General features: G+C 38.8%; 20 protein-coding genes. 15 read left to right on the top strand and 5 right to left on the bottom strand.

Annotation, left to right across the window (positions count from 1 at the left end; genetic code table 11):
- The first annotated feature begins 18 nt into the window (after positions 1–18).
- The 12 genes from IAE20_RS05555 to IAE20_RS05500 all read left to right on the top strand — a co-directional run bounded on the left by IAE20_RS05555 (position 19) and on the right by IAE20_RS05500 (position 14,908).
- Positions 19–1,185 (top strand): acyl-CoA dehydrogenase family protein, encoded by a 1,167-nt coding sequence (locus tag IAE20_RS05555; protein ID WP_413784483.1) that lies wholly within the window; start codon positions 19–21, stop codon positions 1,183–1,185.
- Between the two features lie 41 nt (positions 1,186–1,226).
- Positions 1,227–1,751, top strand: coding sequence for a nuclear transport factor 2 family protein (locus IAE20_RS05550; protein ID WP_200481410.1), 525 nt, complete (start codon positions 1,227–1,229; stop codon positions 1,749–1,751).
- 34 nt (positions 1,752–1,785) lie between these two features.
- Positions 1,786–3,063 carry an aromatic ring-hydroxylating oxygenase subunit alpha gene (locus IAE20_RS05545; RefSeq protein WP_200459821.1) on the top strand — a complete coding sequence of 426 codons (1,278 nt, stop codon included), beginning with the start codon at positions 1,786–1,788 and terminating at the stop codon, positions 3,061–3,063.
- Positions 3,064–3,073: 10 nt separating this feature from the next.
- Positions 3,074–3,559: an aromatic-ring-hydroxylating dioxygenase subunit beta gene (locus IAE20_RS05540; RefSeq protein ID WP_200459820.1), complete on the top strand. Its 486-nt coding sequence runs from the start codon at positions 3,074–3,076 to the stop codon at positions 3,557–3,559.
- 9 nt (positions 3,560–3,568) lie between these two features.
- A complete protein-coding gene (locus IAE20_RS05535) occupies positions 3,569–4,306 on the top strand; it encodes an SDR family NAD(P)-dependent oxidoreductase (protein ID WP_200459819.1) in 738 nt (245 codons plus the stop codon).
- Between the two features lie 34 nt (positions 4,307–4,340).
- On the top strand, positions 4,341–5,294 hold the full coding sequence (locus IAE20_RS05530; RefSeq protein ID WP_200459818.1) for a PDR/VanB family oxidoreductase: 954 nt from the start codon (positions 4,341–4,343) through the stop codon (positions 5,292–5,294).
- Positions 5,295–5,354: 60 nt separating this feature from the next.
- Positions 5,355–6,314 carry a p-hydroxyphenylacetate 3-hydroxylase reductase component gene (locus tag IAE20_RS05525; protein WP_200459817.1) on the top strand — a complete coding sequence of 320 codons (960 nt, stop codon included), beginning with the start codon at positions 5,355–5,357 and terminating at the stop codon, positions 6,312–6,314.
- A 137-nt stretch (positions 6,315–6,451) separates the two neighbouring features.
- Positions 6,452–7,354: a transcriptional regulator FeaR gene (feaR, locus tag IAE20_RS05520; protein ID WP_200459816.1), complete on the top strand. Its 903-nt coding sequence runs from the start codon at positions 6,452–6,454 to the stop codon at positions 7,352–7,354.
- A gap of 202 nt (positions 7,355–7,556) precedes the next feature.
- Positions 7,557–9,872 carry a primary-amine oxidase gene (gene tynA, locus IAE20_RS05515; RefSeq protein WP_200481436.1) on the top strand — a complete coding sequence of 772 codons (2,316 nt, stop codon included), beginning with the start codon at positions 7,557–7,559 and terminating at the stop codon, positions 9,870–9,872.
- Positions 9,873–9,957: 85 nt separating this feature from the next.
- Entirely contained in the window at positions 9,958–11,235 is a 1,278-nt protein-coding gene (locus IAE20_RS05510) for a hypothetical protein (RefSeq protein WP_200481409.1), read from the top strand.
- Between the two features lie 120 nt (positions 11,236–11,355).
- The gene (locus IAE20_RS05505; RefSeq protein ID WP_200459814.1) at positions 11,356–12,843 is read left to right on the top strand and encodes an aldehyde dehydrogenase family protein; all 1,488 of its coding nucleotides are present in this window, start codon (positions 11,356–11,358) and stop codon (positions 12,841–12,843) included.
- 826 nt (positions 12,844–13,669) lie between these two features.
- Positions 13,670–14,908 (top strand): NADH:flavin oxidoreductase/NADH oxidase family protein, encoded by a 1,239-nt coding sequence (locus IAE20_RS05500; protein WP_200481408.1) that lies wholly within the window; start codon positions 13,670–13,672, stop codon positions 14,906–14,908.
- A 206-nt stretch (positions 14,909–15,114) separates the two neighbouring features.
- Here the strand turns inward: IAE20_RS05500 and IAE20_RS05495 are convergent, their stop codons facing one another.
- Entirely contained in the window at positions 15,115–15,528 is a 414-nt protein-coding gene (locus IAE20_RS05495) for a MerR family transcriptional regulator (protein ID WP_200481407.1), read from the bottom strand.
- Between the two features lie 90 nt (positions 15,529–15,618).
- Here IAE20_RS05495 and IAE20_RS05490 point away from each other — a divergent pair, with 90 nt between their 5' ends.
- Positions 15,619–16,329, top strand: coding sequence for a type 1 glutamine amidotransferase domain-containing protein (locus IAE20_RS05490; protein ID WP_200481406.1), 711 nt, complete (start codon positions 15,619–15,621; stop codon positions 16,327–16,329).
- Positions 16,330–16,612: 283 nt separating this feature from the next.
- Here IAE20_RS05490 and IAE20_RS05485 read toward each other — a convergent pair whose 3' ends face one another.
- On the bottom strand, positions 16,613–18,943 hold the full coding sequence (locus IAE20_RS05485; protein ID WP_200481405.1) for a TonB-dependent receptor: 2,331 nt from the start codon (positions 18,941–18,943) through the stop codon (positions 16,613–16,615).
- A gap of 475 nt (positions 18,944–19,418) precedes the next feature.
- On the opposite strand from IAE20_RS05485, the gene IAE20_RS05480 reads away from it, so the two are divergent.
- A complete protein-coding gene (locus IAE20_RS05480) occupies positions 19,419–20,501 on the top strand; it encodes an AraC family transcriptional regulator (protein ID WP_200481404.1) in 1,083 nt (360 codons plus the stop codon).
- On the opposite strand, the gene IAE20_RS05475 is transcribed toward IAE20_RS05480, so the two are convergent.
- From IAE20_RS05475 to IAE20_RS05465, 3 genes are read right to left on the bottom strand one after another with little or no spacing between them, the layout of a single operon-like run.
- A complete protein-coding gene (locus IAE20_RS05475; RefSeq protein WP_200481403.1) occupies positions 20,498–21,352 on the bottom strand; it encodes a fumarylacetoacetate hydrolase family protein in 855 nt (284 codons plus the stop codon). The two genes, IAE20_RS05480 and IAE20_RS05475, sit on opposite strands and share 4 nt — an antisense overlap.
- A gap of 20 nt (positions 21,353–21,372) precedes the next feature.
- On the bottom strand, positions 21,373–22,317 hold the full coding sequence (locus IAE20_RS05470) for a VOC family protein (protein ID WP_200481402.1): 945 nt from the start codon (positions 22,315–22,317) through the stop codon (positions 21,373–21,375).
- Between the two features lie 13 nt (positions 22,318–22,330).
- Complete coding sequence (locus IAE20_RS05465; protein WP_200481401.1) at positions 22,331–23,950, bottom strand: bifunctional 3-(3-hydroxy-phenyl)propionate/3-hydroxycinnamic acid hydroxylase; 1,620 nt, start codon at positions 23,948–23,950, stop codon at positions 22,331–22,333.
- A 635-nt stretch (positions 23,951–24,585) separates the two neighbouring features.
- On the opposite strand from IAE20_RS05465, the gene IAE20_RS05460 reads away from it, so the two are divergent.
- The gene (locus tag IAE20_RS05460) at positions 24,586–24,831 is read left to right on the top strand and encodes a hypothetical protein (protein ID WP_200459806.1); all 246 of its coding nucleotides are present in this window, start codon (positions 24,586–24,588) and stop codon (positions 24,829–24,831) included.
- Positions 24,832–24,842: the final 11 nt, after the last annotated feature.

The following is a 24,842-nucleotide window of genomic DNA, read 5'->3' as shown; positions in this document are numbered from 1 at the left end:
ATGACAAGGAATTAGGGAATGAATCATTTAGCGACAAAGGAGTTTGTAATGGGTACCAATACAACACAATTAAAAGCCTTATGTCAGGAAATTCGTGAACGTGCCTGCACAGGGGAGTTTGATAACCAAGCGTACGTTAGTCAGGACATCATCGACAAACTAAAACAGATTGGCGTTTACCGTGCTTTAGTCCCAAAACGTTTTGGTGGAAATGAATGGTCACCCAAACAGTTTTGTGAATTGATCGAGCAGTTGTCTAAGGCCGATGGCTCAGTCGGCTGGGTTGCAAGTTTTGGCATGAGTCCTGCCTATTTGGGCAGTTTGCCAGAGGCAACGCTTGAGCAGTTGTATAAAGATAGCCCTGATATTGTGTTTGCAGGTGGCATTTTCCCGCCACAACCCGCTGAAATTACCGATGCAGGCGTTGTGGTGAATGGTCGCTGGAAATTTTCCAGTGGTTGCATGGGGGCGGATATTGTCGGGGTTGGTATTTCTCCACAAAAGGATAATGAAGCCCAAGGTTTACCTCGTATGGCAGTGATGCCAGCGAATAAAGCACAAATCGCTATGACTTGGGATACTGTTGGCCTGAAAGGCACAGGTAGCCACGATCTAGTAGTAAAAGATGTGCTTGTGGCTAAGGAGTGGACTTTTGTGCGTGGTGAACCATCAAAACTGCCTGAGCCATTTTTTAAATATCCATCTTTGTCTTTAGCCACTCAGGTTTTAACCGTAGTGGGGATTGGTGTGGCAGCCGCAGCGATCGAAGAATTTCAAAAACTGGCTCCTGGCAAGTCTTCAATTACTGGCGGGGCTGAAATTGCCAGTCGTCCAGTGACTCAATATGAATTTGCCCAAGCTGAAGCTGAGTTTAAGGCTGCACGCGTCTGGTTCTACGACACCATGCAAATCGTCTGGAATGAAGTACTAGCAGGACGTACACCAGCCGTAGAACAGATCAGTGATATGCGTTTGTCATGCACGCATGTGGCACGTGTTTGTGCCCGTGTAACCCGCAAAATCCAGATGTTGGCAGGGATGACCGCGATTTATACCCATAACCCATTTAGTCGCTTTGTGAATGATACCAATGTGGTAACTCAGCATGCCTTTATGGGGGATGCCACTTTACAGAACGCAAGTTTGGTCAGCTTTGGTATGAAGCCAGCACCGGGCTATTTATAAGCCTAATTTGATTAAAGATCGTGGTAGCAAGGATGAATGACATGAATGAGCCAATGGATATAACGGAACTGTTACAACGCTTGCAACAGCTTGAAGCTCAAAACGCGATTCGTAACTGCATCAATCGTTATATGGAGATTTGTGATGCCTTGAATGCCGATACCGACCTGAATGAATTGATGGATTTGTTTGATCAGGACAGCATTTGGGAAGGAATCGGCGAGAAATATGCTCAGTCTTTTGGTTGTTATGCATCCTGGCAAGCCATTTATGACATGTTCAAAAGCTATACCCAAAAACAGTCGCATTTTGTCATGAATGCGCATTTTGTTAACTCAGAACAAATTTATATCGAAGCCGATCAGGCCAATGCCAGTTGGTTGATGTTGCAAACCTCAACCTTCCGTGATGGTCGTAGCCATTTAAATGCCGCCAAACTCACGGTGCAATTTAAACAGCAAAGCGATGGTCGCTGGAAGATCAAACATTTTCAGACTGAAAACATTTTTAGTCGCCCTGTATCTCACTGGGATAGTACAGCCACATTGCTAGTACCGTCTCAGTAATAAACTAATGGATAGATCGAAAAGGATAGTTGATATGAACAGTATTATTCCAATGCATAACATTGAAATGGATTACAACGAGTTAGTTCAGAGTGATCGTGCCCACACATCTTTATATAAAGATGAACGCATCTTTGAAGATGAGATGGAAAAAATTTATTACAGCACGTGGGTCTGGGTGGCGCATGCCAGTGAAATTCCTGATGCAGGCAGTTATAAAACAATCAATATTGGGAAACAACCAGTTGTCGTAGTCCGTGATCGTAAGAAAAAAGTCCATGTTTTGTTGAATAGGTGTCGTCATCGTGCCGCAACCGTGTGCGAACATAAAAAAGGTAAAACCAACAGTTTTGTTTGTCCATATCATGGCTGGAGTTATGCACTGGATGGTTCATTACGCGGCGTGCCTTCACCTGAAAGCTATGGCGAATGTCTGGATAAAACCGAATTTCCATTAATCAGCCTGCGTGTTGAAGAATACAACGGCATGATTTTCGCGACCTTTAAACAGGATATTGAACCTTTAGAAGATTTCCTCGGCGCTGCGAAAAAGTGGATCGACTTATTCATGAAACAAGGCGCAGGTTATCCGATCAAAGTGTTAGGTGAACACCGTTTCCGTTTTCCGGGTAACTGGAAAATCCAGCTGGAAAATACTACCGATGCTTACCACTTCCCATTGGTACACAAGTCATTCTTAAGTTCAGTCGATGAAAAAACCGAAGAACTGTTTAACTTTGAAAATCAGCCGGGCTATGTCGAAGACTTAGGCAATGGTCACAGTGTGATGGTGATGATACCTGAACTGGTTGATCTGGATGAAGAACTAATGGAGCGTCCGATTCAGGAACGTTTTGAAGACTTGGCTCAAGCTTTACGTGACGAAGGTCATGAAGAGCTGGAAGTCCGCCGTATTGTCCGTGCAGTGGGAGGTTCTGGATTTAACTTGAACTTGTTCCCGAATATTGCCTGCTCAATGGCGTTCTTCCGTGTCATGCAACCGATTTCGGTGAATGAAACTGAAATTCACCATTCCGTCATTACCATGGATGGCGGTCCACAAATTGCCAACCAGTATCGTTTACGTCTGCATGAACATTTTCAGGGTCCATTTGGTTTTGGTACGCCTGATGATTCGGAAGCATGGGAGCGTGTACAACATGGTGCCAATGCCGGTAATGATTTATGGATCATGTTGAATCGCGGTCTGCCAGGTGAAGTCAAAACTGAAGATGGCTTAAAAAGCGATGTGAGTGCTGAAACAGGGATGCGTGCTGCTTATCAGCAGTGGAAAAAGTTGATGACGGCTTAAGGAGAGTGCCATGAAAACCGATTTAAATTTACTCAATGAAGTGACTGCATTTGTCTGGGCAGAAGCGGATATGCTTGATCATTCTGAGCATGATAGCTGGCTGGATCTCTGGAATGAAAAAGGCGTGTACATCATCCCGATCGATCCAAAACTGACGGATTATGAAAATAATCTGAACTATGCGTATGACGATCATCACATGCGTAAATTACGCGTTGCGCGTCTGGAAAATGGCGAGGCGATTTCAGCTTCGCCAAAAGCAAATACGGTACGTAGTGTGTCACGCGTTCGTATTCTCAAAGATGAAGAGGGTGAAATTATCTTACGTTGCGCACAAAACTTGCGTGAGTTCCGCAAAGAAAATCTTAAACATTATACCGCTGACGTGACTTTCTATTTGGTTCGTGATGCAGAACAAGGGTTTAAGATCAACCGCAAAATTATCAATTTAGTTAACTCGACCGATACCTTGGCGGGTATCAGTTACATTCTCTAGGAGCAAAAAATGAAACAGGTTGTTTTAGTCACAGGTGCCGCTTCTGGTTTAGGGAATGTCATTGCCGAATATTTTGCAGCGCAAGGGCATCAGGTGATCCTGTCTGCCAGTACTTTAGAGAAAGCAGAGCAAGCCAAAGCGCGTAGTCCACATGCAGAGAATCTATTTCCACTGAAACTGGATATTTCCGTTGAGGCCGATTTCCATGCAACTGTGCAGTGGATTCAGCAGACATTCTCAAAACTGGATGTGTTAATCAACAATGCCACCATGACCAAAGCAACGCCTGTTTTAGAGATCAGTGCCGCGGATTTTGACATGATCACGCAAGTGAATCAGCGTGGTACGTTCCAGTCTTGCCAGATCATTGGCAAATATATGGCAGCACAAGGTTATGGTCGTATCGTCAATATGGCATCTCTAGCCGGACAAAATGGCGGTACTGCAACGGGTGCGCATTATGCAGCGACTAAAGGCGCCATTATTACCCTGACCAAAATCTTTGCCAAAGAGTTTGCAGCCCAAGGTGTTACCGTAAATGCGATTGCGCCTGGGCCAATGGAATCACCGATTGTACACAGCGTCGTGTCTGACGAAAAAATGGCGCAATTTATTCAAAATATTCCCGTCAAGGCATTAGGCAGCATGGAATTTATTGCCGAGACCTGCGCTCTATTGGCAAGCCCAAGTGCTGCCTTCGTGACAGGGGCAACATGGGATATTAACGGTGGATTATTTATGCGTTAAGCCTCAGGCGAGATGCATATCAGGGAGAGAAATCATGACGATACTATATAACGTGGTGGTAAAAAACCGTCATGTCGAGGGTGGGAATGTTGCAGTCATGGAATTTGAATCTGCAAATTCGACCGTATTACCCAGAATTGAAGCGGGCGCGCATATTGATGTGCACCTCCCGAATGGCATAGTGCGTCAGTACTCATTATGCCAAAATCCGAATGATGTCGGTAAGTTCCGACTCGGGATTTTACGCGATCCAGAATCACGTGGCGGTTCAGTGTCGGCGTTTGATGATTTAAAGGATGGCATGCAGATTCAGGTCAGTGAACCGAAAAACCTGTTTCCTTTAGTGAAATCTAAACATGCCGTGTTGGTGGGTGGTGGTATTGGGATTACCCCACTGATTACGATGGCTTATCAGTTGGCACAGGAAGGAACATCTTTTGAACTGCATTACTGCGGCGCAAGCCCAGAACGCTGTGCTTTTGTCGATGAAATTAAGCACGGCATCTTGGCGCCTTTCACGACCTTTCATTTTAAATCGGAAGGGGCGAATCATCGTGAGTTTTTTCAGTCGGCTATTCAAGACATTGATCAAGACAGTCATATCTATACCTGTGGCCCAAATGGATTTATGGATTGGGTGATCAATTTAGCCTTCACACAGAATTTTCCTGAACAGCAGATTCATAAGGAATATTTTCAGGTTGACATTGAAACAGGTGGCGATGCGTTTGAAGTCGTGGCACAGCAAAGTGGCAAGATCATTATGGTCAATGCAGAAGAAACCATTTTGCAGGCATTGGCTCGTGAAGGCATTGAGATTGAAATGTCATGTGAACAAGGTGTTTGCGGTACCTGTATGTGCGATGTGGTTGAGGGCGAACCTGATCATCGTGACGTTTATTTTACCGATGAGGAAAAAGCCAGTAATGAACAGATTTTAGTGTGCTGTTCACGTTCCAAGTCAGCACGATTGGTACTGGATATTTAATCAGGATAAATCGGTATCCAATATCGACCAGCAATAGGATAAAAGATTCAGGAGAGAATAATGAATTCACTAAAATCAATGGATGAAATCACAATAGATCCAATGCGATTCAGACGGGCTTTGGGAAATTTTACTACAGGTGTCACTATCATGACTGCGCAAAATGAACAAGGGGAAAAGGTGGGGGTGACTGCCAATAGTTTTAATTCAGTGTCTTTAGATCCACCACTGATTTTATGGAGCATTGATAAAAAGTCATCTAGTTTCCCTGTATTTGAACAAGCTTCACATTTTGCAGTCAATATTTTATCAGGTTCGCAGATTGAGTTATCCAATAAGTTTTCACGCCGCAATATTGATAAATATGAAGACACCCGTTATCAGACAGGAGTGGGGCAAGCACCGATTTTGGATCACTGTTCTGCGGTATTTGAATGTGAACGTCATGACATTATTGAAGGTGGGGATCACTGGATTATTATTGGTAAGGTAGTGAATTTTCGTGATGAAGGACGTAGTCCATTGGTATATCACCAAGGTGCTTATTCGGGTGTGATCCCCCATCCTTTACTTCAGTTAAAAGATACGGTGGAAGTTGAAGAGGATTTAGGACAATTACACCAAGGGCATTTATATAGCAATGTGTGTTATCTGATGAGTCGAGCTTTTAAATTTTATCAGACTGATTATATTCCTAAGCAATTAGTGACAGGGTTTCGTACTAGTGAAGCACGTTTATTGCTAGTTCTAGGCAGTGGCACCGCATCCAATAAAGCAGACTTACCGCGGGATATTGCCATGCCGATGCGGGAAGTAGAGCAGGCAGCTTCAATTTTGCAAAAGGATGGCCTCCTGATTGAAAGTAATGGATTTTTTAAACTCACTGAAAAAGGCAAGAAAACCGCACATTATCTATTTGATATTGCTGATAGCCATCAAAATGAAGTGTTTGCAAAATATTCAACAAATGAAAAAGAAATTTTTATTAAAATTTTAAAGGATATCGCGGGCATCATGTAAACATAGCAAGTGACAAATCAAGTACGTGATTTGTTAATCAATGGGGGCTGTTAGGATTTTGACCATACTAGGCGGAACATAATAGTTCCTCATGATTTCATCTATTTAAGGTGAAATACACGGAGGTAAATGATTCTATGAAAAATGAAATCAGTACATGGACACAGCATATTCAAGGTGTGTGTGGTGAATTTGAAACTCGATTTGATGGACAAAGTTCATTGTTTATAGGCGAGGTAAAAGCATTTTTACTGGGTCAAACTGAAATTGCGTTTATTAAAAGTAATGCGAATTTTATTGAGAGAAAACCTGAAATTTTGGATCGAGTTAAAGATCGTTTTTGTTTCCTGATTTTGCAATATACGGGAAAAATGCTACTTAACTATCGCAATGAAACACTATTCTTGAGTGAAGGTGATGTGGTCTTACTCGACTCAGAGGAACATATTATGATGTATCCGCAAGGTCTATTTAGTCATATTTCAGTTCATCTTTCCCGAGAAAAGTTACTTAAAGAAAATATTAGTTCTGAATATTTTGGTAAGCTTATTACCCAAAATATGAGTGGTTTTTTACTCAAAAATATTTTGAAAAATATGTCTGCTGAAAATATTCAACTTTGGTATGCAAATGAAGATGGTAATGCTTTTGAAGATGCACTAATTGCTTTAATTAAACCGACCATTAATTATAAAAATCTTAATCAGCTCAATCATCTTATGGAAAAGGCTGAGCGCTATATCATTGAAAATTTGTCAAAACCTGAACTTTCCCCTAAGCTGATTGCTGAACACATAGGAGTCTCATTACGTCATCTTTATCGGTTATTTCTTCAAGAAAACTTATCCATTAACAAATACATACAGCACAAACGTTTGGAAAGAATTAAAACAGACCTGCTGGATAAAAAAAATAAACAAAGTTCGATTACCCAACTTGCCTTGAAATGGGGATTTTGGGATGGCGCTCATTTTTCAAAAATCTTTAAAAAAACCTATGGCTTATCTCCGAAAGAATTTCGAGAGACGATGCTGGCATAAACATTTTCGATGTCATTTTTAGACAAGTTCGAGGTCATTCCTGAACAAGCTAGTCCCATGCAACTGTGTTGAAATTAAACCAATAAGGAAAGCTAAGAGCGCTTCAATCAAGTTGAAATATGACGTTGATTTTAGTCGCTGCACACAGAGCAAAGAGCATTTTATCGATCTGATACAGATCGCTCAGGGATAGATGAAAAGGATTAACATGATGCGTAAACAAAGATTATTCAAAGAGATACAAAAAATACTGGCGTTTAACTTAGCCATCGCTGCAAGCTTGTGCGCTGTTCATAACACTGCTTATGCACATGGTGAGGCTGCCGAATTGGTACCGTTGTATCAAAATATGAGTGAGCAGGGTGCTAAAGTTGTCAAAGATGATTTTACCAATACCTATACGATTACCAAAGGTTCTATTGTGGTCAGAGCTAAGCCTAATTCAGATCAGGTTTTAGTCAATGGAAAACCTTTAAAGCTTAGTGTACCTGTCTTAATTAAAGAAGGTAAGCCATTTATTTACAAAGAGTTTTTTAATGAGGTCTTCCAGTCTGGTTTAGATCAGACCTTTAAAATTGAAAATACGTTTCATCCACTGAATAGTTTAAATAGCGATGAAATAAAAAAGACATTTGACGTGATTAATCATTCACCATATGCCTATAACAACATGCGTTTTGCCGAGTTAAAACTCAAAGAGCCTGAAAAGGCAAAAGTGTGGGATTTCTTTATCAACCATAAAGATTATAAAGAAGATCGTGTGGCCTCTTTTATTTTATTAAAAGGCAATCAGGCGATTGAAGGTGAAGTGAATCTGAATACCCAACAAGTCACGAAATGGAATGTCCTTAAAGATACACACGGCATGGTGCTGATAGATAACTTTGAGACCGTACAGCGTGTGATTGAGACAAGTCAAGACTATCAGGATGCGTTACGCAAACGTGGCATTACTGACGTTAAAAAGGTCATTACCAATCCATTAACTGTTGGCTATTTTGGGGGTAAAGATGGTTTAGACAAGCAACTGAATGTTTTAAAAGTTGTATCCTATCTCGATACGGGCGATGGTAACTATTGGGCCCATCCAATTGAAAATCTCGTTGCAGTGGTGGATTTAGATAAAGAAAAAATTATTAAAATTGAAGAAGGCGCCATGATTCCTGTACCAATGGCAGACCGACCATACGTCACAAAGAATACCCAGCCATCGAAAATCAAACCGCTCAATATCAGTGAACCTGAAGGCAAGAACTTTACCATTACGGGACAAACCGTGCATTGGGGTAACTGGTGTTTCCATGTTGCACTGGACTCTCGTGTTGGGTTACAGCTTTCAACAGTGACGTACAAAGACAAAGGCGTAAAACGCAAAGTCATGTATGAAGGTAATCTGGGCGGTATGGTGGTTCCGTATGGTGATCCAGATATGGGATGGTACTTTAAATCTTATCTGGACTCAGGTGAGTACGGGATGGGAACCCTTACTTCTTCTATTCAACCGGGAACTGATGCGCCAGAAAATGCAGTGTTGCTGGATGCGGTCATTGCAGACTATAAAGGCCAGCCGCAAGTGATTCCAAATGCAATCGCCATTTTTGAACGTTATGCAGGGCCCGAGTATAAGCATCAGGAAATTTTTGGGGATCAGGATGCCAGTGAAGCCCGTCGTGAATTAGTGATACGCTGGATAAGTACTGTTGGCAACTATGACTACATGTTTGACTGGGTCTTTGCCCAAAATGGTGTAATTGGCATCAATGCGGGCGCAACGGGCATTGAAGCAGTTAAAGGCGTTAAAACTCGTACTATGCATGACAGTACTGCAAAAGAAGACACCAAGTATGGCACTTTGATTGACCATAATATTGTGGGTACAACGCATCAACACATCTATAACTTCCGCTTAGATATGGATGTAGATGGTGAGAACAACAGCTTTATGCATATGGATCCTGTGGTGAAGGCCAATGATCGAGGTGGTGTGCGTACAAGCACGATGCAAATTGACAGTAAAGTGATTAGCAATGAGCAAAATGCGGCTGAGAAATTTGATCCTTCTACCATTCGGTTACTGACGAATTTCAACAAGGAAAATAAATTAGGCAATCCAGTTTCTTATCAATTGATTCCATTTGCTGGTGGAACACATCCTGTCGCCAAAGGCGCAAATTTTGCCAAAGATGAATGGCTATTTAAACGCCTTAACTTTATGGATAAACAAATCTGGGTGACGCAATATAAGCCTGAGGAACGTTATCCGGAAGGGAAATATTCAAACCGTTCCACTCATGACACTGGTTTAGGTCAATTCATTAGCAACAATGACAATATTGAAAATAAAGATCTTGTAGTGTGGATGACAACAGGCACAACCCATGTGGCACGTGCTGAAGAGTGGCCAATTATGCCGACCGAGTGGGTTTATACCTTAATCAAACCGTGGAACTTCTTTGACAGTACCCTGACGTTAAACTTGGGTGAAGAAGAACAAAACACGCAGCACGACCATCACTAAAAAAAATGCAGATGAGTCAGAAAGGGTAACTTAAGGTTACCCCAAGCTGAGCGTCCAGCAGTCTGCTTACAAAAAGGAATTTTGTATGAAAACGCTACTTTCTCAAGTGATGAAAGGGACTCTCTTTGTCTCAATTTTTTCAACTGTACACGCAGGTGAGGTTGAAATTAAACCAACATTTGAAGCAACTTTCGGGGCTTTTAGTAGTGATAAAAGCTATAACGGCGAAAACTTGGATGATGAAAGAATTAATTGGCAAGAAGGCCATCTTAAATATGGTGCCAAAGGACAATATACATTTAATAACAACCAACTCTATGCAAGTTTAAGCGGAATTAGCTCAGCTACATTTGGAGATGGGGACGCTGGTCAAAATAGTAATGGAAAAGAACGTAAAACAGATGTGAATGAGTGGGTTATTGGTTTTAAAGACGGTATCAATAAAGATGAGTTGACGACTTATGATTTAAGTATTGGTCGACAAAACATCATGATTGGTGACGGATTTTTCATTGCGGGTGATGCATTAAACCTCGGTAAACCGCCTGCGTATGGCGCATTGGATCGGGGCGGGGCCTATTATCTGGCAGCACGTCGAAGTTTTGATTTTACTAGCTTGGTTCAGTACAAACCGCAAGAAAATACAACGCTAAAACTGGCTTACTTAAAATCGGACAATAAAGCACAATTTTCACCAGAACTTTTTGTGACTGATCTCATGTATCAGCTCAAAGATAAGGGCGTTGGGTTTACTTATTTAGATGTATTAGACCTTAAAGATACTGAACAGGTTTCAGGGCGCGAAGATCTTAAAAACTACGCTTTACGTTTGAATTATCAGCCTTTACCAGAACTACAAGTTAAAACTGAGTTTGTTGTGCAAGATAAAAAAGATGGTCAAGAAAATGCTGGCTACTTAGCACTGAGCTATAACTTTTTATCTTCAAAATATACACCCTCATTAGGCTATCGTTTTAGCCATTTTTCGGACCAATACGACCCGATGTTTTATGGAAATACGGTCGGGTTCGGTACATGGTTTCAGGGTGAAGTTGCTGGAAATTATGCAGGGCCTTTCAATAAAAATGCTGATATTCATCAAGTCTCTTACATAATGAACTTGAAGGAAAATTTTATGTTAGGCGTCTTGGCTTATAAATTTAAAACGATAAATAAGTCATTAACCAATATGGATGGGCAGGAGCTAGATCTATTTTCGGTTTGGTCGGTCAACAACAATCTCACTGTTGTACCTCTGATCGGACTTTATAAGCCAAAGCATGATATCCAGAATGGCGGTACTCAGAACTATGATGACAAAACCAATGCGTATGCGCAGTTAATTCTGCAATACAGCTATTAAATCGGATAGCGATAAACAGTGTTTTATCAAATGTGTAGTCAGAGATATGAAGTAAGGATGAAATCAGAGAAATAGTTGCTGTTATGACAGGATTTCAAAAATCAAAAAGAGGAAAATAAAATGAGTGAAGTACAGATTTTAGCAAGTGTACAGCAATTTATGGCACGTCAGCATGGTCATTTTATTGATGGAAAAACGACAATACCAGAAATGCAGGAACGAATTGAGCTTATCAACCCTGCTACTGAACAAGTCATTTCAACGATTGCCGTTGCGACTGAAAAAGAAGTTGAAAAGGCCGTTCAAAGCGCGCACGAGGCTTTTACCAATACTTGGGCTAATACTTCTCCTTATGAGCGTGGTCTAAAACTCAATAAATTGGCCGATCTGATTGAACAACACGCTGAGGAACTGGCACAGTTAGAGACGTTGACTACAGGTAAACTGATTAATTTGTCTCGACACTTGGAAGTTACACAAACGGTGGTGTTCTTAAGGTATTTTGCAGGTTGGGCTACAAAGATTAATGGCCAGACTATGCAGCCGTCGATTCCCTCTATGAATGGAGAAAAATATGCTGCTTATACCTTACGTCAACCTGTAGGTGTGGTAGCCGGTATTGTACCGTGGAATTTCTCCTTAATGATCGGGTGCTGGAAAATTGGTTCGGCATTAACCACAGGTTGTACGATTGTGCTCAAACCGAGTGAGTTCACCACGCTTTCCTTGTTACGTTTGGCTGAACTTGCTATTGAAGCAGGGATTCCAGCTGGTGTGATTAATGTGATCACGGGTAACGGTGATGCTGGGCAGCATTTGATTCATTCACCCTTAGTGAAAAAAGTCTCTTTTACGGGTTCGGTCCCTACGGGCATCGCGATTGGTCAACAAGCGATGAAGAATGACTTAACCCGCGTTAGCTTAGAACTGGGAGGTAAAAATGCCGCAGCAATTTTGGCTGATGCTCATCTTGATGAAATTTTGCCTATTTTGTTGCAAGCGACCTTTGTTCATCAGGGACAAGTGTGTGCAGCACCAGAACGTTTCTTTGTTCACCAGTCTAAGTATGATGAATTGGTGGAAAAGATGACGAGTGCCATCCAACAATTAAAAATTGGTTCGCCATTGGATGAATCCAGTATGTTTGGCCCACTCTCAAATAAGCCCCATTTTGATAAGGTCAAACATTATCTTGATCTTGCCCATCAAAATAATCAAATCATTTGTGGCGGTAACGCTATATCAAAAATGGGTTATTTTGTTGAACCGACGTTGTTAAAAGTGCAGGGTGTGGATGATCCCTTATTTATTGAAGAAACTTTTGGCCCCGTAGTAGATGTCATTGCTTTTGAAAATGATGAAGAGCTGATTTCAATGATCAATCATTCTCGTTTTGGTTTAACTGCCAGCCTCTGGACCAATGATTTATCCAAAGCATTGCGTCTCGTCCCACAAATTGAAGCAGGTTCAATCTGGATTAATATGCATACTTTTCTGGACCCTTGCGTACCTTTTGGTGGAATTAAAGCTTCGGGCATTGGTCGTGAATTTTCTGATACTTTTATCGAAGACTATACAGAATTGAAATCTGTGATGATTCGTTATTAAAATATGTTTTATATTTAATTGTTTAGTTGAATTATGGGGATATTCTTGTTAGGAATAATATCCTAATAAGAGCACTCTAATATTCTGTAGCTCAGATTTCATAAAATTGAAAATAAATATTTAATTGGGAAAAGAAAACATAGTTTAGTTTGATGCCAGATGAGGGTGGGCTGAGATTTGATCTACCTCTTTAAATAAGAAATTATATACTTCTTTTGGATGCACCAATCTAAGGCATTATTTTCTCTATAACAATGGTCAAAATCTACTGCTATGTACTGACCCGATTAAGAGTACAATGGGGTCATTGTCGATTAATTACAGCCATATTATGTGGATTTAATCTTAAGAAACAACACCACTATGCGATAATCCGACCAAACCAATCAAACCGAGACCATGGCAGTAGCAAAATAATCTGAATCAGGTGTCGGGGATTCAAAAGAGATTGTAGCAGTCGTTCAGGCCTTAAATTTAAAAATACAAAAGATTTGAAATAAATATTTAGATTTTAGTGTCTCAAAAGAGAGTTTTAAACTCTCTTTTTTTGATCACTTGATTTTTTGCATGCAGCCATACTAAAGACAAGGTTGTAATGATTAACCAAGGAATAAGCGCGATATTCATAGTTTTCCATCCGATCATATCCAGTAATGCTGTAGCATTAAATAAAACAGGTAATCCCACTACATAATAACCATGTGATCTATATTTAAATTAGAGAATGAGTTAGAAAAGACAAATGAATTGAATAATAAATAAAAGTGTTGACATTGAAGTTTACTTTAATCTTACAGTGTAACCATACTCAAAAGTGGACACCGCAATGGACGTATTTAAAAAATTAGTTTTACCAAATGGCTCCCAAATTCAAAACCGTATTGCTAAAGCTGCGATGGAAGAAAACATGGCAGATTTAGAGCAAGCGCCATCAGAGGAACTTATGCGTTTATATCAGGCATGGGCAGAGGGCGGCGCTGGCTTAATTATTACAGGAAATGTCATGGTTGATCGTCGTGCCATGACAGGGCCAGGCGGAGTGGTACTCGAAGATGAAAAGCATTTAGATATTTTCAAACGTTGGGCACAAATTGCGCGTTCCAAAGGTGCGCAAGTGTGGTTGCAGATCAACCATCCTGGTCGTCAAATGCAATCAAACTTGGGTCAGGAAACTTGGGCGCCCTCAGCTATGGGTCTTGATTTAGGCAAAATGTCAGATCGCTTTAATATTCCAGTTGAAATGACTCAAGATATGATTGATGAAGTTATTCAACGTTTTGCCAACACTGCGCGTTTAGGCGAAAAAGCGGGCTTTACAGGGGTTGAAATTCATGCAGCACATGGTTATCTATTAAGCCAATTTCTTTCACCTTTAAGCAATAAACGTCAGGATCAATGGGGTGGCTCATTACAAAATCGGGCACGTATTTTAATTGAAATTGTCAATGCTGTTCGTGCTGTGGTTTCGCCAAGCTTTACTGTTGCCGTTAAACTTAATTCTGCTGATTTTCAACGAGGCGGTTTTAGTGTTGAAGACGCACAACAAGTGGTGTGCATGCTAAATGAATTATCTGTTGATTTGATCGAACTTTCGGGAGGAAGTCACGAAGCACCAGCGATGCAAGGACAAGCAAGAGATGGCCGTACTTTAGCACGAGAGGCCTATTTTCTGGAGTTTGCTCAAGAGATTCGCAAAGTTTCAAACATGCCAGTGATGGTAACAGGCGGCATTCGTCGTAAACAAATTGCTGAAAAAGTCGTTGAAAGTGGTGTAGATATGGTTGGAATTGCGACTGCATTAGCGCTTGACCCGAATTTACCCAATAAATGGAAACAAGGAAAAAATGTTTCGCCTGAGTTAAACCCCATCCATTGGAAAAATAAAACCCTAGCTTCACTCGCAAATATGGCGACAGTTAAATTCCAGCTACGAAAACTGAGTCTCGGTAAAAAAACAAATCCTAGAATCTCTCCATTGTGGGCATTGATACTACAGCAAGTCACGATGGCTCGTCGTACTCGTCAATATAAAAGTCGTATGCGTAATGGGGCATTTTCATCTTAATGAATGGGAATAAATGCAATAAAAGCACATTGCATACTATGTGGTACAAATGGCTATGCGGGTAAATTAAACGCCCGTGAAGCTGTTTGCTTGTGGCTTAAAGTAACTTTAGTTGTCCATAATAAAGGCAAGCTGAAATAACTCATTTAACTAAATGCTAAGATTTAAGGTTTATATTTTTTATCATTCAGCAATAAATACAAAACTTAACCTTTGTTATTTGTGTAATAAAGATTGAGCAAACGTTGGGCATTTTCTTCACACGTCATTTCGTCGGGTTTGTTATTAATGGCATTGATCATGCTACGTAGATTATTTTTACTGATCGATAACTTTTGTTCTAAATCCTGTATATCCTGAATTTTACTTTCTAGTAAACCAATTAAAATATCATGATCCCAATTTATAACATTAGAAGGAAGGAAGACTTTGATTTCATTCAAAGAAAAACCAACTTGCTGAGCTTGTTGAATCAAAAATAATTGCTTCAGGTCATCTTCACTATATTCTCTATAGCCATTTGCTTTGCGCTTTGCCTTTGGAAGTAACTTAATTTGTTCATAATAACGAATTGTAGGAGTGCTCAATCCACTTTTTTTAGATAGCTCGCTAATATTCATTTCACTTAATTGCTCTTGACATTAAAGCTAACTTTAGACTTATAGTGTATCAAAAGCAATATTAATAAATTTGAAAAAACAGAGGCAGTTATGACGAAACGAATTTTACACATTGTCACTAATTTAGATAAATACAAGGGTTTAAAGTACCCAACTGGATTGTGGTTGGGAGAACTTACTCATGCTTATGATGAATTTGAAAAGCATGATTATATTCAAGATATTGTCAGTCCATTAGGTGGTCGTTCTCCCATCGAACCTAAATCATTAGGGCGCTTGGTCGCTGATAAGTCGGTATTGAAACGTAAAAATGATCCAAGCTTTATGAAATTGCTTGAGAATACCAAGAAACCATCTGAGATTAATTGGCAAGATTATGACGTGATTTATTACACGGGTGGGCATGGGGTAATGTGGGATTTTTTGGATAATCCTGATCTTCAGGAAATCACTAAAAATATTTATGAAAAAGGTGGCATTGTTTCAAGTGTATGTCACGGTTATTGCGGTTTATTGAATGTGCGACTTTCAAATAATAAATATCTGATTCAAGGCAAAAAATTGACTGGCTTTGCATGGTGTGAAGAAGTATTGGCAGGGGTTGCCAAGAAAGTTCCTTATAATGCAGAAAAATTAGCAAAAGAAAGAGGCGCAAATTATCAAAGAACGTTCATTCCTTTCACACCCAATGTTGTACAAGACGAACATTTAATAACTGGACAAAACCCTTTTTCTGCGCGTGTTACTGCTAAAACAATTGTTGAGGCCTTAGAAAAAAATAGCTTATTGGGCGGACTTTGAGGAATATAAAGCCCTCAATGAATTCTACTAATAGCGCTATATTGGGGGTTCTTAGCATGAGGTCATTCGATATATAAAAACTAAAAAAGGCGATATATACGTAGGTTTAGAAACTAAATTATGAGCGCTTTTAATGATCCTCATTACTGAATACGGCAAGCAAATATTTTAAATATACCCCTGCTCATCATGTGTCCGAAGTCATTCAAGACCAAAAATAAATGATCTTTTGGCATTGAATGAACATAGCTCGGGGATGTTTTAAATTTTGATGGTTTAATTGCTAAATTCGCATGCTAACACCGAGTTGAAACCCTCGACCAGGCAGTGGGGCAATATATTTTAATGGTGAGTTTTGTGGACGAGCCTCTTGATTGAGCAAATTCGTGCCATTTAAAAATATGTCAACGTCTGCATTTTTAAGATTGAGCGTTTTGCGGATTTCCATTTCAACTAGATTGTAGCCAGGTAAAGGTACTTCTTCCAAAACATTTTTTCCAAGGTAGCGAGGTTTGTCATAATACATACTGGAAAGGTTGGCAAACCAGCTTTGGTTCTCCCATGACAAACTGGCTCCATAACGGTTAGTTGGCATACTTGGCAGATAGACGCCGTCATTGTGCGAGCGTAGTGAATCAGGATTAGTGGCCTCATTTTTAACGAGATCAGCCAGTGCCGATACTTTAAATTGTCCATATTGTTTTAAGTCAATTTTTTGGGATAAATCGAGCTCAAAACCCTTCACAGATGTATCGGTTTGTTTCCAATACTTAAGGGGTAAGCGATTTTGGACTTGCATGCCTGAATGTCCGAGATATAAATAGTTATCAAATTTCATTTGATATACCGTTGCAGCTAGATCAAAACCTGCGTATTGAAATAATCCTGTTAATTCAAGGCTTTTGTTTTGCTCAGGGTTAAGGTTTTGGTTACCTTCTTCTTGGGTCATGATTGAATAATGAGGATTGCTGGCGTATAACTCGTTAATTTCTGGTGCCCGTTCAGACACTGAATATTTAACTTTAGTGCCAAATAATGAACCAAGTTTAATATAAGATCCCACACTATAATTGTTTAGATGAAATGACTGATCTTGAAGAGTGCTATTAGCTGAATTTCTTGAGCGTATAAATTGATCATTTTGGATATGGTGATCCACTTGTTCATGGCGGTAACCCGCATTAAAGGAAATCCAGTTGAAATCTAATTTTTGCTGAATAAAAACAGCGTCGGTTTGAGTATTTACGTCAGGTAAATAACGCTGTGAACCTGAACCTTTCACATCTCTGCGCTGATAATTTAAGCCGATCAGTCCGCTTAATGGACCTATACGACGCTGCGAAAGTAATAATTCTGCCTGCTGTGTATCGAATTTATAATCATTGGCATTGGATGCTCCAAGATATTCACCTGATTTATTGTTCACTTGTGCAAGATGAACCTCTACATTTTCCAACACAGAGAGAGGTTTTAATAATTTTCCTTCGAGTGTATAACGGGTTTGCTTGGTCTTGACGCCAACGGGTAGTCCTTCATCATTTGAATAAAAGGATTTATTTTCCATAGAAAATCCCGGTACACCATATTGACTATCCTTAGAGTCAAGGCTTGCAGCCACATAACCTTGATCAAAAAAATAGGTACTTCCAATCGCAAAATGTTGATTTTCTAGATAACTATTGCCCAGTTTATGTTTATAGTCAGGTGTAATATCTTTGTTAATTTTTTGTTGAGTAAAGGCAGTTGTACCTGGAACATAGTCTGGATTTACAGGGTTATGATATTCTTTGCCAGACCAGACTGAGACAGGATTATCCGTATAAAAAGAAAACTGACCATCCGCCCAATCAGGATTTTCCGTCATAAATTGATCAATATAAGGCTGTGATGCTTTATTATAGAGTTCATTTATACGAACTTCTTTCTGACAAGAGTCGGCAAGGGAACTATTGATACCGCCATTGTTTATAAATACTTGATTGTTACAAGCATCAGCCTTGCTATTCCCCGGGATTTTATAAGAAGAAATACGCTGTGAGGAGAAAAGTAAATTGGTTGATAGATTATTTTGGTTATTAACGTTTAAGCGAATACCTCGAGCATCAACATCATTAAAACCTTTACGTGCGGTGATTTCAAGTTCATGGCTCTTATCTTCCATTTTTCGTGAAATTGTTCCTGTATCAACATCCACACTTCCGCCAATACCGTGCCCACCATAGCGCACACTATCTGAAGATTTATTTACCGTAACAGAACGAATAAATAAGGGATCAAAAGGAATATTAATATCACCACTCAACGCATTCATGCCCAGAATACTTTGTCCATCTTCTAAAATTTGAACGCGGCTGCCTGTTAAACTTCTAATCACAGGCGCGCCAGCGTTAGGCCCAAATGAGCTGCTTTGTACGCCAGAAATCTGTTTGAGCATATCTCCTAAAGTTTTGTTTTGTGCCTGTGTGTTTTTGACTACTGCGATGCTATCCACCGTTGAAGAATGTTCTGCTTCACTATGAATGATTGGAAGATTAGTCAGTTCAGACAAATCATCTGCAGCATGGCTAGAGTGGATACTGGCTAAAAAAGATAAAGTAATAAAACGATAGAACATCAAAGCACCCCATATGTTATTATTGGTATGTTATAACGTAACATATTGTGGGTCAATTGATATGCTTTGAAAATATAGCGTTTAATTTGTAAATTAAAATCACGTCAGCAGTCATGCGGACAAGTCAGTCAAAACCTCATGTTTTAACGGCTATAATCTTGAGCGTAGATAAAAAGGTACAGACGCGCTATACCTTTCATATCTTGATCATATTTTAATTGAAAGCTACTTTCCGTTAATCATGCAAGAGTATGCCAATAAAAAATGATTTCTTTGAAAATAAACAGATATTTATACTTCTAAATGAAGATTATCGTTACAATAGTTCATGTTTTTCATTAAACTATCAAAATCCAATTAAAAGAGAGTTATATATCTAGAGTTTTGGTGTTAATTTATATAAAATTTCTATCCATCATTTGTTGTAATTTTTCAATTTGATGATTATCCCTGTAGTTATACAGTATGAGTAGATATGGAAAGAGTCAGTCTAATTAATGAGTTTGAACAAGAAAAGCAAAAGATTTTAAATAGCTATTTTTCTGATTTGACTTCATTATTAAAAAAAAACCTTGATAAAAATGAACTTGAGCATTTTTTTAAAGAATTATCTTTTTCATTAAATGATATTGAGCAACAAACAGTACGATTTACATTTCAACAATATCTGGATTTTCTGGTTCGTAGCAATAAAAAATTATCTTTACCCGGATTGGGGCTACGCTTAGGTGCCATGAAAACTGTACGGAATTTTGGAATTTATGGCTATGCCTTAATGTCGAGTGAGAATTATACGCAATTCACTGAAATTGCAAATAAAATTTTTGATACCATTTATGAGTCATTGAGCATTAGCCATTGTATAGAGAACGATCAATTAGTCATTACGTATAATGCTCAATCCCCACTTTCTCAAGAACTTTATATTATTTTAATGGAACAGGTTGTCACTTGTGGTATTTCACTCATGCAAACTCAACTACCAGAAAATATTGATTGGAGTGAATGCATATTAAAGTGTAATTATCCAGTACCTGCATATAATAATGATTATGTTCATTACTTTTTGGGTGAAATTCTATTTGATCAACCCTTTATGCAATTATGTGTGCCTGCTTCATGGTTATCACTCAGGTTAAATACAGGAAATCCTTTTATTTTTTCATTATGTGAAAATAAGGTAGAAACTATTTTAAATAGTATTAAAACAAAAAACTCGATATCTAACCAACTTAAACATATTTTATTAACCAGTAATTTTAATCAGCTTCCGACTGTTGAAAATATTGCTGATCAGTTACATATGTCTGATCGTAATTTGCGCATACATTTATCGAAGCAGGGGACATCTTATCGCGAGATTTTAAATGAAGTAAGAAATGAATTAGCATGCAGATATTTAAAAGAAAGTAGTTTATCTATTCAACAAATTTCTTTCTCTTTAGGCTATGGTCATGTGCAAAATTTTTATCGAGCTTTTTTGAAAAATAATCAGATTACACCTGAAAAATTTAGGCAGCAGTTGTGGTTAAATGACAACTACTGCGAACAACCTTAACGTGTGACTTTATTTCTGATACTTCCAATGTGTTCGATTTCACAGGTAACAAGATCACCCTCTTTTAAAAAGACAGGTGGTTCCATGGCAACACCCACACCTTCTGGTGTTCCTGTCGCAATAATATCGCAGGGTTCAAGCGTAAACGCATTAGATAAATAAATGAGTTGATCATTGATGTTGTGTATCATTTCAGACGTGTTGTTTTCCTGACGTAATTCACCATTCACATAACAGCGTAATTCCAGATTTTGTGGATCCTCGATTTCATCTGCAGTTACGATCCACGGGCCAATTGGACCATGTGTGTCAAATGATTTACCCATGGTAAACGTTGGAGTGTGGAATTGCCAATCACGAGCAGAAACGTCATTCACAACGACATAACCAAAAATGGAATCACGTACATTTTCTATTGTTAGATATTTAGATTTTTTACCAATAATAATTCCTAACTCGACTTCATAGTCTAATTTTTCAGTTACGCCAGGATGAATATCACCAAAAGGATCATTAATACAGGTTATTTGTTTGTTAAACCATGTTTGATGACTGCGTTTTTCTACGCCTAGCTTGTCCGCTTCTTCCTGATGCTTTTTATAATTCATACCAATTGCTAGAAATTTTCCAGGACGAGAAATTGGTGCTAAAAATGTAACATCTGAAAGTGAATAATGCGCACTAACGCCAGTACATGATTGCTGAACAAAAGCCAAAGCATCATTTCCAGCCCAGATTAAACTTTCTAAATCAGAGTAGGGCAGATTAATTTTCTTAAAATCAATAATTCCATCTTGGGTTACTAAACCAAATGAAATGGTGTTATCGATACTAAATTTTGCAAGTTTCATAGCATAATTCCTTTTAAATATTAGGCGCGTAAATGATTTGGTTCATAGTTGTGAGTAAAGTCGTGGGGCGGTTGAGGACCCCATGAATGTAAAGCATCTTCCGGAGGCCAATTTTTAGCTCGCCATTCATTACTATTTTGGATGTAATCCATGTCTGCGTAATACTCCACATAGCTTCCCCATGGATCTGCCACATAATAAAAGAAGTTTGATCCGATAGAATGCCGGCCAAATCCCCAGCCTTTTTGATGTCCTTTTTCCTGCATACGCTGTCCACCTAATCCGACTTCATCTGGAGAATTCACTAAAAAGCTCGCATGATGAAATCCGATATGGCTGGATTTAGCAAACGCAATGACATGATGTTCACTGCCTTCGGCGCAATGAGTGAAAACTACCCCATTTCCTGAACGATCTGATAAACGCATTTCAAATATTTGTTCTAAAAATTTGAGTGAGGCATTCACATCAGGTGTAAATAACAAAACGTGTCCCATGCGCCGTGGTCGAATTGCTGGCAATGTCGATTTAGGGGGTAAAGCACCCTGATTAATACGATTTTTATGTCCTGGCGCATTAATCATAAAGGGATTAACAGCAATTTCTTTATAGCTGTCTTCCGCTTCTATAACATGAAATAAAATACCCTGAGGATCAGAAAACCAGATTCCTATTTCGGACTGTCCAAATTGAATATGGCTCTCGATGTGATGTTGATCTAATCGTGCTTTAATTTTTTGCATCTTGCGATTGCTCACCCCTATTTCTAGATGATCTAAAGCCTTATCTTGATGACCTATCAAGAGCACAATACTGGGATGATCAACACCATCGCAGTAAATATTGATGCGATTTGCTGCTTCATGAGAAATTCGTAATCCAAAATCCTGATAAAATGCCTTGGCCAATTCAACATCCTGTTCAGGGATATTCAGGGCGACATGTTTAATAAATATATCTGTCATCACAATTCTCCTTTCAAGCAATCAGTTCCAATTGACAATCAAATTGTGCAATTTGCTCTTTGAGTTGCGAGAGAATGCAACTCAATTCTTGCTTATTTTTAGCTGTCCCAAAAACATAGTGATCTGGTCGAACTAGGAGTGCATGTACTGATAGCGAATTCATGAAAGATAAGATCTGCCCTTGGGTATCGGCAAATTGATGATCTAAAGCATGTTCTTTTGGGGCAACAGGGATGATTTGAATATCTAATTGTTGGATCAATGAAGTAAGGTAAGCATCAAATCCAGTTAGATCGATAGACTGATCGATCAACAGTTTAAATTTATTGCAATCCGTGAAGCGGTCCAATCTGCCCGTTCTACGTTGAAAGCGGACCATGCCATGTGGAGAAAGCATTCCTGCACCATGTAATGGCTTACCCTGATCATCTTGAGCTAATAGACCAGAAGTGAGGTGTGGAAACGGTTGAAGCTGTGGAGGATGATCTGAGAGAAAGGCTGCATCTCGTTTTTGAGCTTGATCCTGATCAGGCATACAAATAATGCTACCGAGAAACATCGAAAGTTTAATCACTTCTGTAACATGAGGTTTACGTTCAAGCTCATACGTTTTTAGAAATTCAGGAGCCGCTTGATGACTCAAAACTTTGTGTAATTTCCAACTTAAATTCCATACATCACGCAGCCCCGCACACATTCCTTGCCCCATAAATGGAGGCATAACGTGTGCGGCATCTCCTGCAAGAATAATACGTTCATTCACCCATGTATCGGTAATAAGAGAACGGAATGTATATAATGCATGACGTACCAGATGGCCTTGTTCAGGTTTAATCCAGTTACCTAATAAAGCATGAACTTTATCTTCCTGAAGCATTTCCTCTCTAGTTTCATGAGGTAAACGCATAAATTCCCAGCGTCTATTTTCTCGACCATCTATTGTTCCGCCAGGTACAATTGTCGTTGGGCGTTCAGGGTTGCAATATTGACCACATTCCACCAGACCTAAGTCTTTCGCTGTAAGATTTTCATTGAGCGTGTAATCAACCACAAGCCAATCAGCTTCAAATCCTAGATCGGTACGCGAGATATTTTGTGATTCTCGAACCAAACTATTTGCACCATCCACACCGAGAAGATATTTAGCTGAATATGTCTTAGTTTCACCACTGATGATATCTTTTACTTCAACCAAAACATGATCTGAAAATTGCTGAATTTGTATACATTCATGTTCAAAATAGACATGGATTTGGTTTCTGTTTCTAACTTCAAGGTCGAGTTCTTTTTCAAAAGAGGGCTGATGAATAAATCTAACTTCACATGTGCCCGAAACAGAACCCTGTGGCCAGTCTATTTTTAACAGTTCTTTCCAGTCCTTGTTAAACCAACGATAAGCTGGAGCGGGTTGAGTAACCTGATTTACAATCTTTCCCAAGCCTGCGGCATGCAGCATTCTATAGATTTCATGATCAATACAGACTGCTCTTGGTAAAGGATAGACCTCGCCCCATCGTTCAAATATTCCGACACTCCAGCCTAATTTCTCTAATAATAAAGCTGAAACTTTACTAACAGGGCCATAACCTATTTGAATAACATCGAAATCTGTCTTGGTTGGATTTTTATTCATTTCTCTAACTCCTTGAAATATCATAAACCCTTATCTTTGCTAGTAAGTTCTAAATAATGTTCTTATCCAAATTTTATTTAGAGCTTTACCTGTCTAGCTAGAATTAAAATATCACCAGAGCATCTTCCTATATAATCTCATTTTCGGAAAAATAATTATCATTTTCGGAAGTTTTCATTTTTTTTAAATAAAAATAAATTTTGAAACTATAGAATTATTAATATTTACTCGATCTGTACACTACTTATTTTTGAAAATTAAATCAATATTTAAAATAAGTTTTTAAATTATAAGTAAAAGTAAAATTCAATGAATGTATTGAGGATATTATTTGTATCTGGATGTTTTGTTTTAAAATGTAGTGGTGAATATTTTGATTTATTTTTTTGTGGTTAACACCTTGTCTGTATTAAGTTTTATCTTAAAAAATATAGAGAATAGTTTACATAAAAATACTTAAAATAAAGTTTATACAATTTTATTGTCGAATTTTTTGTGTTGAAGTGGGGAAGTACTTTATTGGTTTATGTATTTTATATGAGAGTATAAATATATAAATGATTCATAGAAATAAATAATACAAGTCATTGAGATTTATTTAAGTGACTTATTCAACTAAGCATGAGGTAAAGAAAATGAAAAAATTATTGGCAAGCAGCTTAGCATTAAGTTTTGTTTTTATGCTGGCAGGCTGTGAAAAAAAGCAAGATACGAATGATCCCGTAACTCAAGGTGAGACAACCACTCCTCATTCTATGGAGGCAGAACCTGTAACTCCAGCTAACCAAATACATGATGACCTACGAGAAACTTCAGCTCCTGTAGCGATTGAACAGGGTACATCGAGTGCCCAGACTGGACATGCTCAATCCAATCCTTAAGCTCAAATATC

The organism is Acinetobacter sp. S54 (assembly GCF_016624945.1).
Classification (GTDB): domain Bacteria; phylum Pseudomonadota; class Gammaproteobacteria; order Pseudomonadales; family Moraxellaceae; genus Acinetobacter.
This window is presented reverse-complemented; position numbering and strand designations above follow the sequence as displayed.

Bases quoted from the DNA above. Each gene is read 5' to 3' on its own strand.
- IAE20_RS05555 (WP_413784483.1), top strand. From the start codon at position 19: ATGAATCATTTAGCGACAAAGGAGTTTGTAATGGGTACCAATACAACA.
- IAE20_RS05525 (WP_200459817.1), top strand. From the start codon at position 5,355: ATGAATTCACTAAAATCAATGGATGAAATCACAATAGATCCAATGCGA.
- IAE20_RS05465 (WP_200481401.1), bottom strand. From the start codon at position 23,950: ATGAATAAAAATCCAACCAAGACAGATTTCGATGTTATTCAAATAGGT.
- IAE20_RS05545 (WP_200459821.1), top strand. From the start codon at position 1,786: ATGAACAGTATTATTCCAATGCATAACATTGAAATGGATTACAACGAG.
- IAE20_RS05550 (WP_200481410.1), top strand. From the start codon at position 1,227: ATGAATGAGCCAATGGATATAACGGAACTGTTACAACGCTTGCAACAG.
- IAE20_RS05460 (WP_200459806.1), top strand. From the start codon at position 24,586: ATGAAAAAATTATTGGCAAGCAGCTTAGCATTAAGTTTTGTTTTTATG.
- IAE20_RS05495 (WP_200481407.1), bottom strand. From the start codon at position 15,528: ATGAATATTAGCGAGCTATCTAAAAAAAGTGGATTGAGCACTCCTACA.
- IAE20_RS05540 (WP_200459820.1), top strand. From the start codon at position 3,074: ATGAAAACCGATTTAAATTTACTCAATGAAGTGACTGCATTTGTCTGG.
- IAE20_RS05510 (WP_200481409.1), top strand. From the start codon at position 9,958: ATGAAAACGCTACTTTCTCAAGTGATGAAAGGGACTCTCTTTGTCTCA.
- IAE20_RS05535 (WP_200459819.1), top strand. From the start codon at position 3,569: ATGAAACAGGTTGTTTTAGTCACAGGTGCCGCTTCTGGTTTAGGGAAT.
- IAE20_RS05505 (WP_200459814.1), top strand. From the start codon at position 11,356: ATGAGTGAAGTACAGATTTTAGCAAGTGTACAGCAATTTATGGCACGT.
- IAE20_RS05500 (WP_200481408.1), top strand. From the start codon at position 13,670: ATGGACGTATTTAAAAAATTAGTTTTACCAAATGGCTCCCAAATTCAA.
- IAE20_RS05530 (WP_200459818.1), top strand. From the start codon at position 4,341: ATGACGATACTATATAACGTGGTGGTAAAAAACCGTCATGTCGAGGGT.
- IAE20_RS05480 (WP_200481404.1), top strand. From the start codon at position 19,419: ATGGAAAGAGTCAGTCTAATTAATGAGTTTGAACAAGAAAAGCAAAAG.
- IAE20_RS05490 (WP_200481406.1), top strand. From the start codon at position 15,619: ATGACGAAACGAATTTTACACATTGTCACTAATTTAGATAAATACAAG.
- IAE20_RS05485 (WP_200481405.1), bottom strand. From the start codon at position 18,943: ATGTTCTATCGTTTTATTACTTTATCTTTTTTAGCCAGTATCCACTCT.
- IAE20_RS05470 (WP_200481402.1), bottom strand. From the start codon at position 22,317: ATGACAGATATATTTATTAAACATGTCGCCCTGAATATCCCTGAACAG.
- IAE20_RS05475 (WP_200481403.1), bottom strand. From the start codon at position 21,352: ATGAAACTTGCAAAATTTAGTATCGATAACACCATTTCATTTGGTTTA.
- feaR (WP_200459816.1), top strand. From the start codon at position 6,452: ATGAAAAATGAAATCAGTACATGGACACAGCATATTCAAGGTGTGTGT.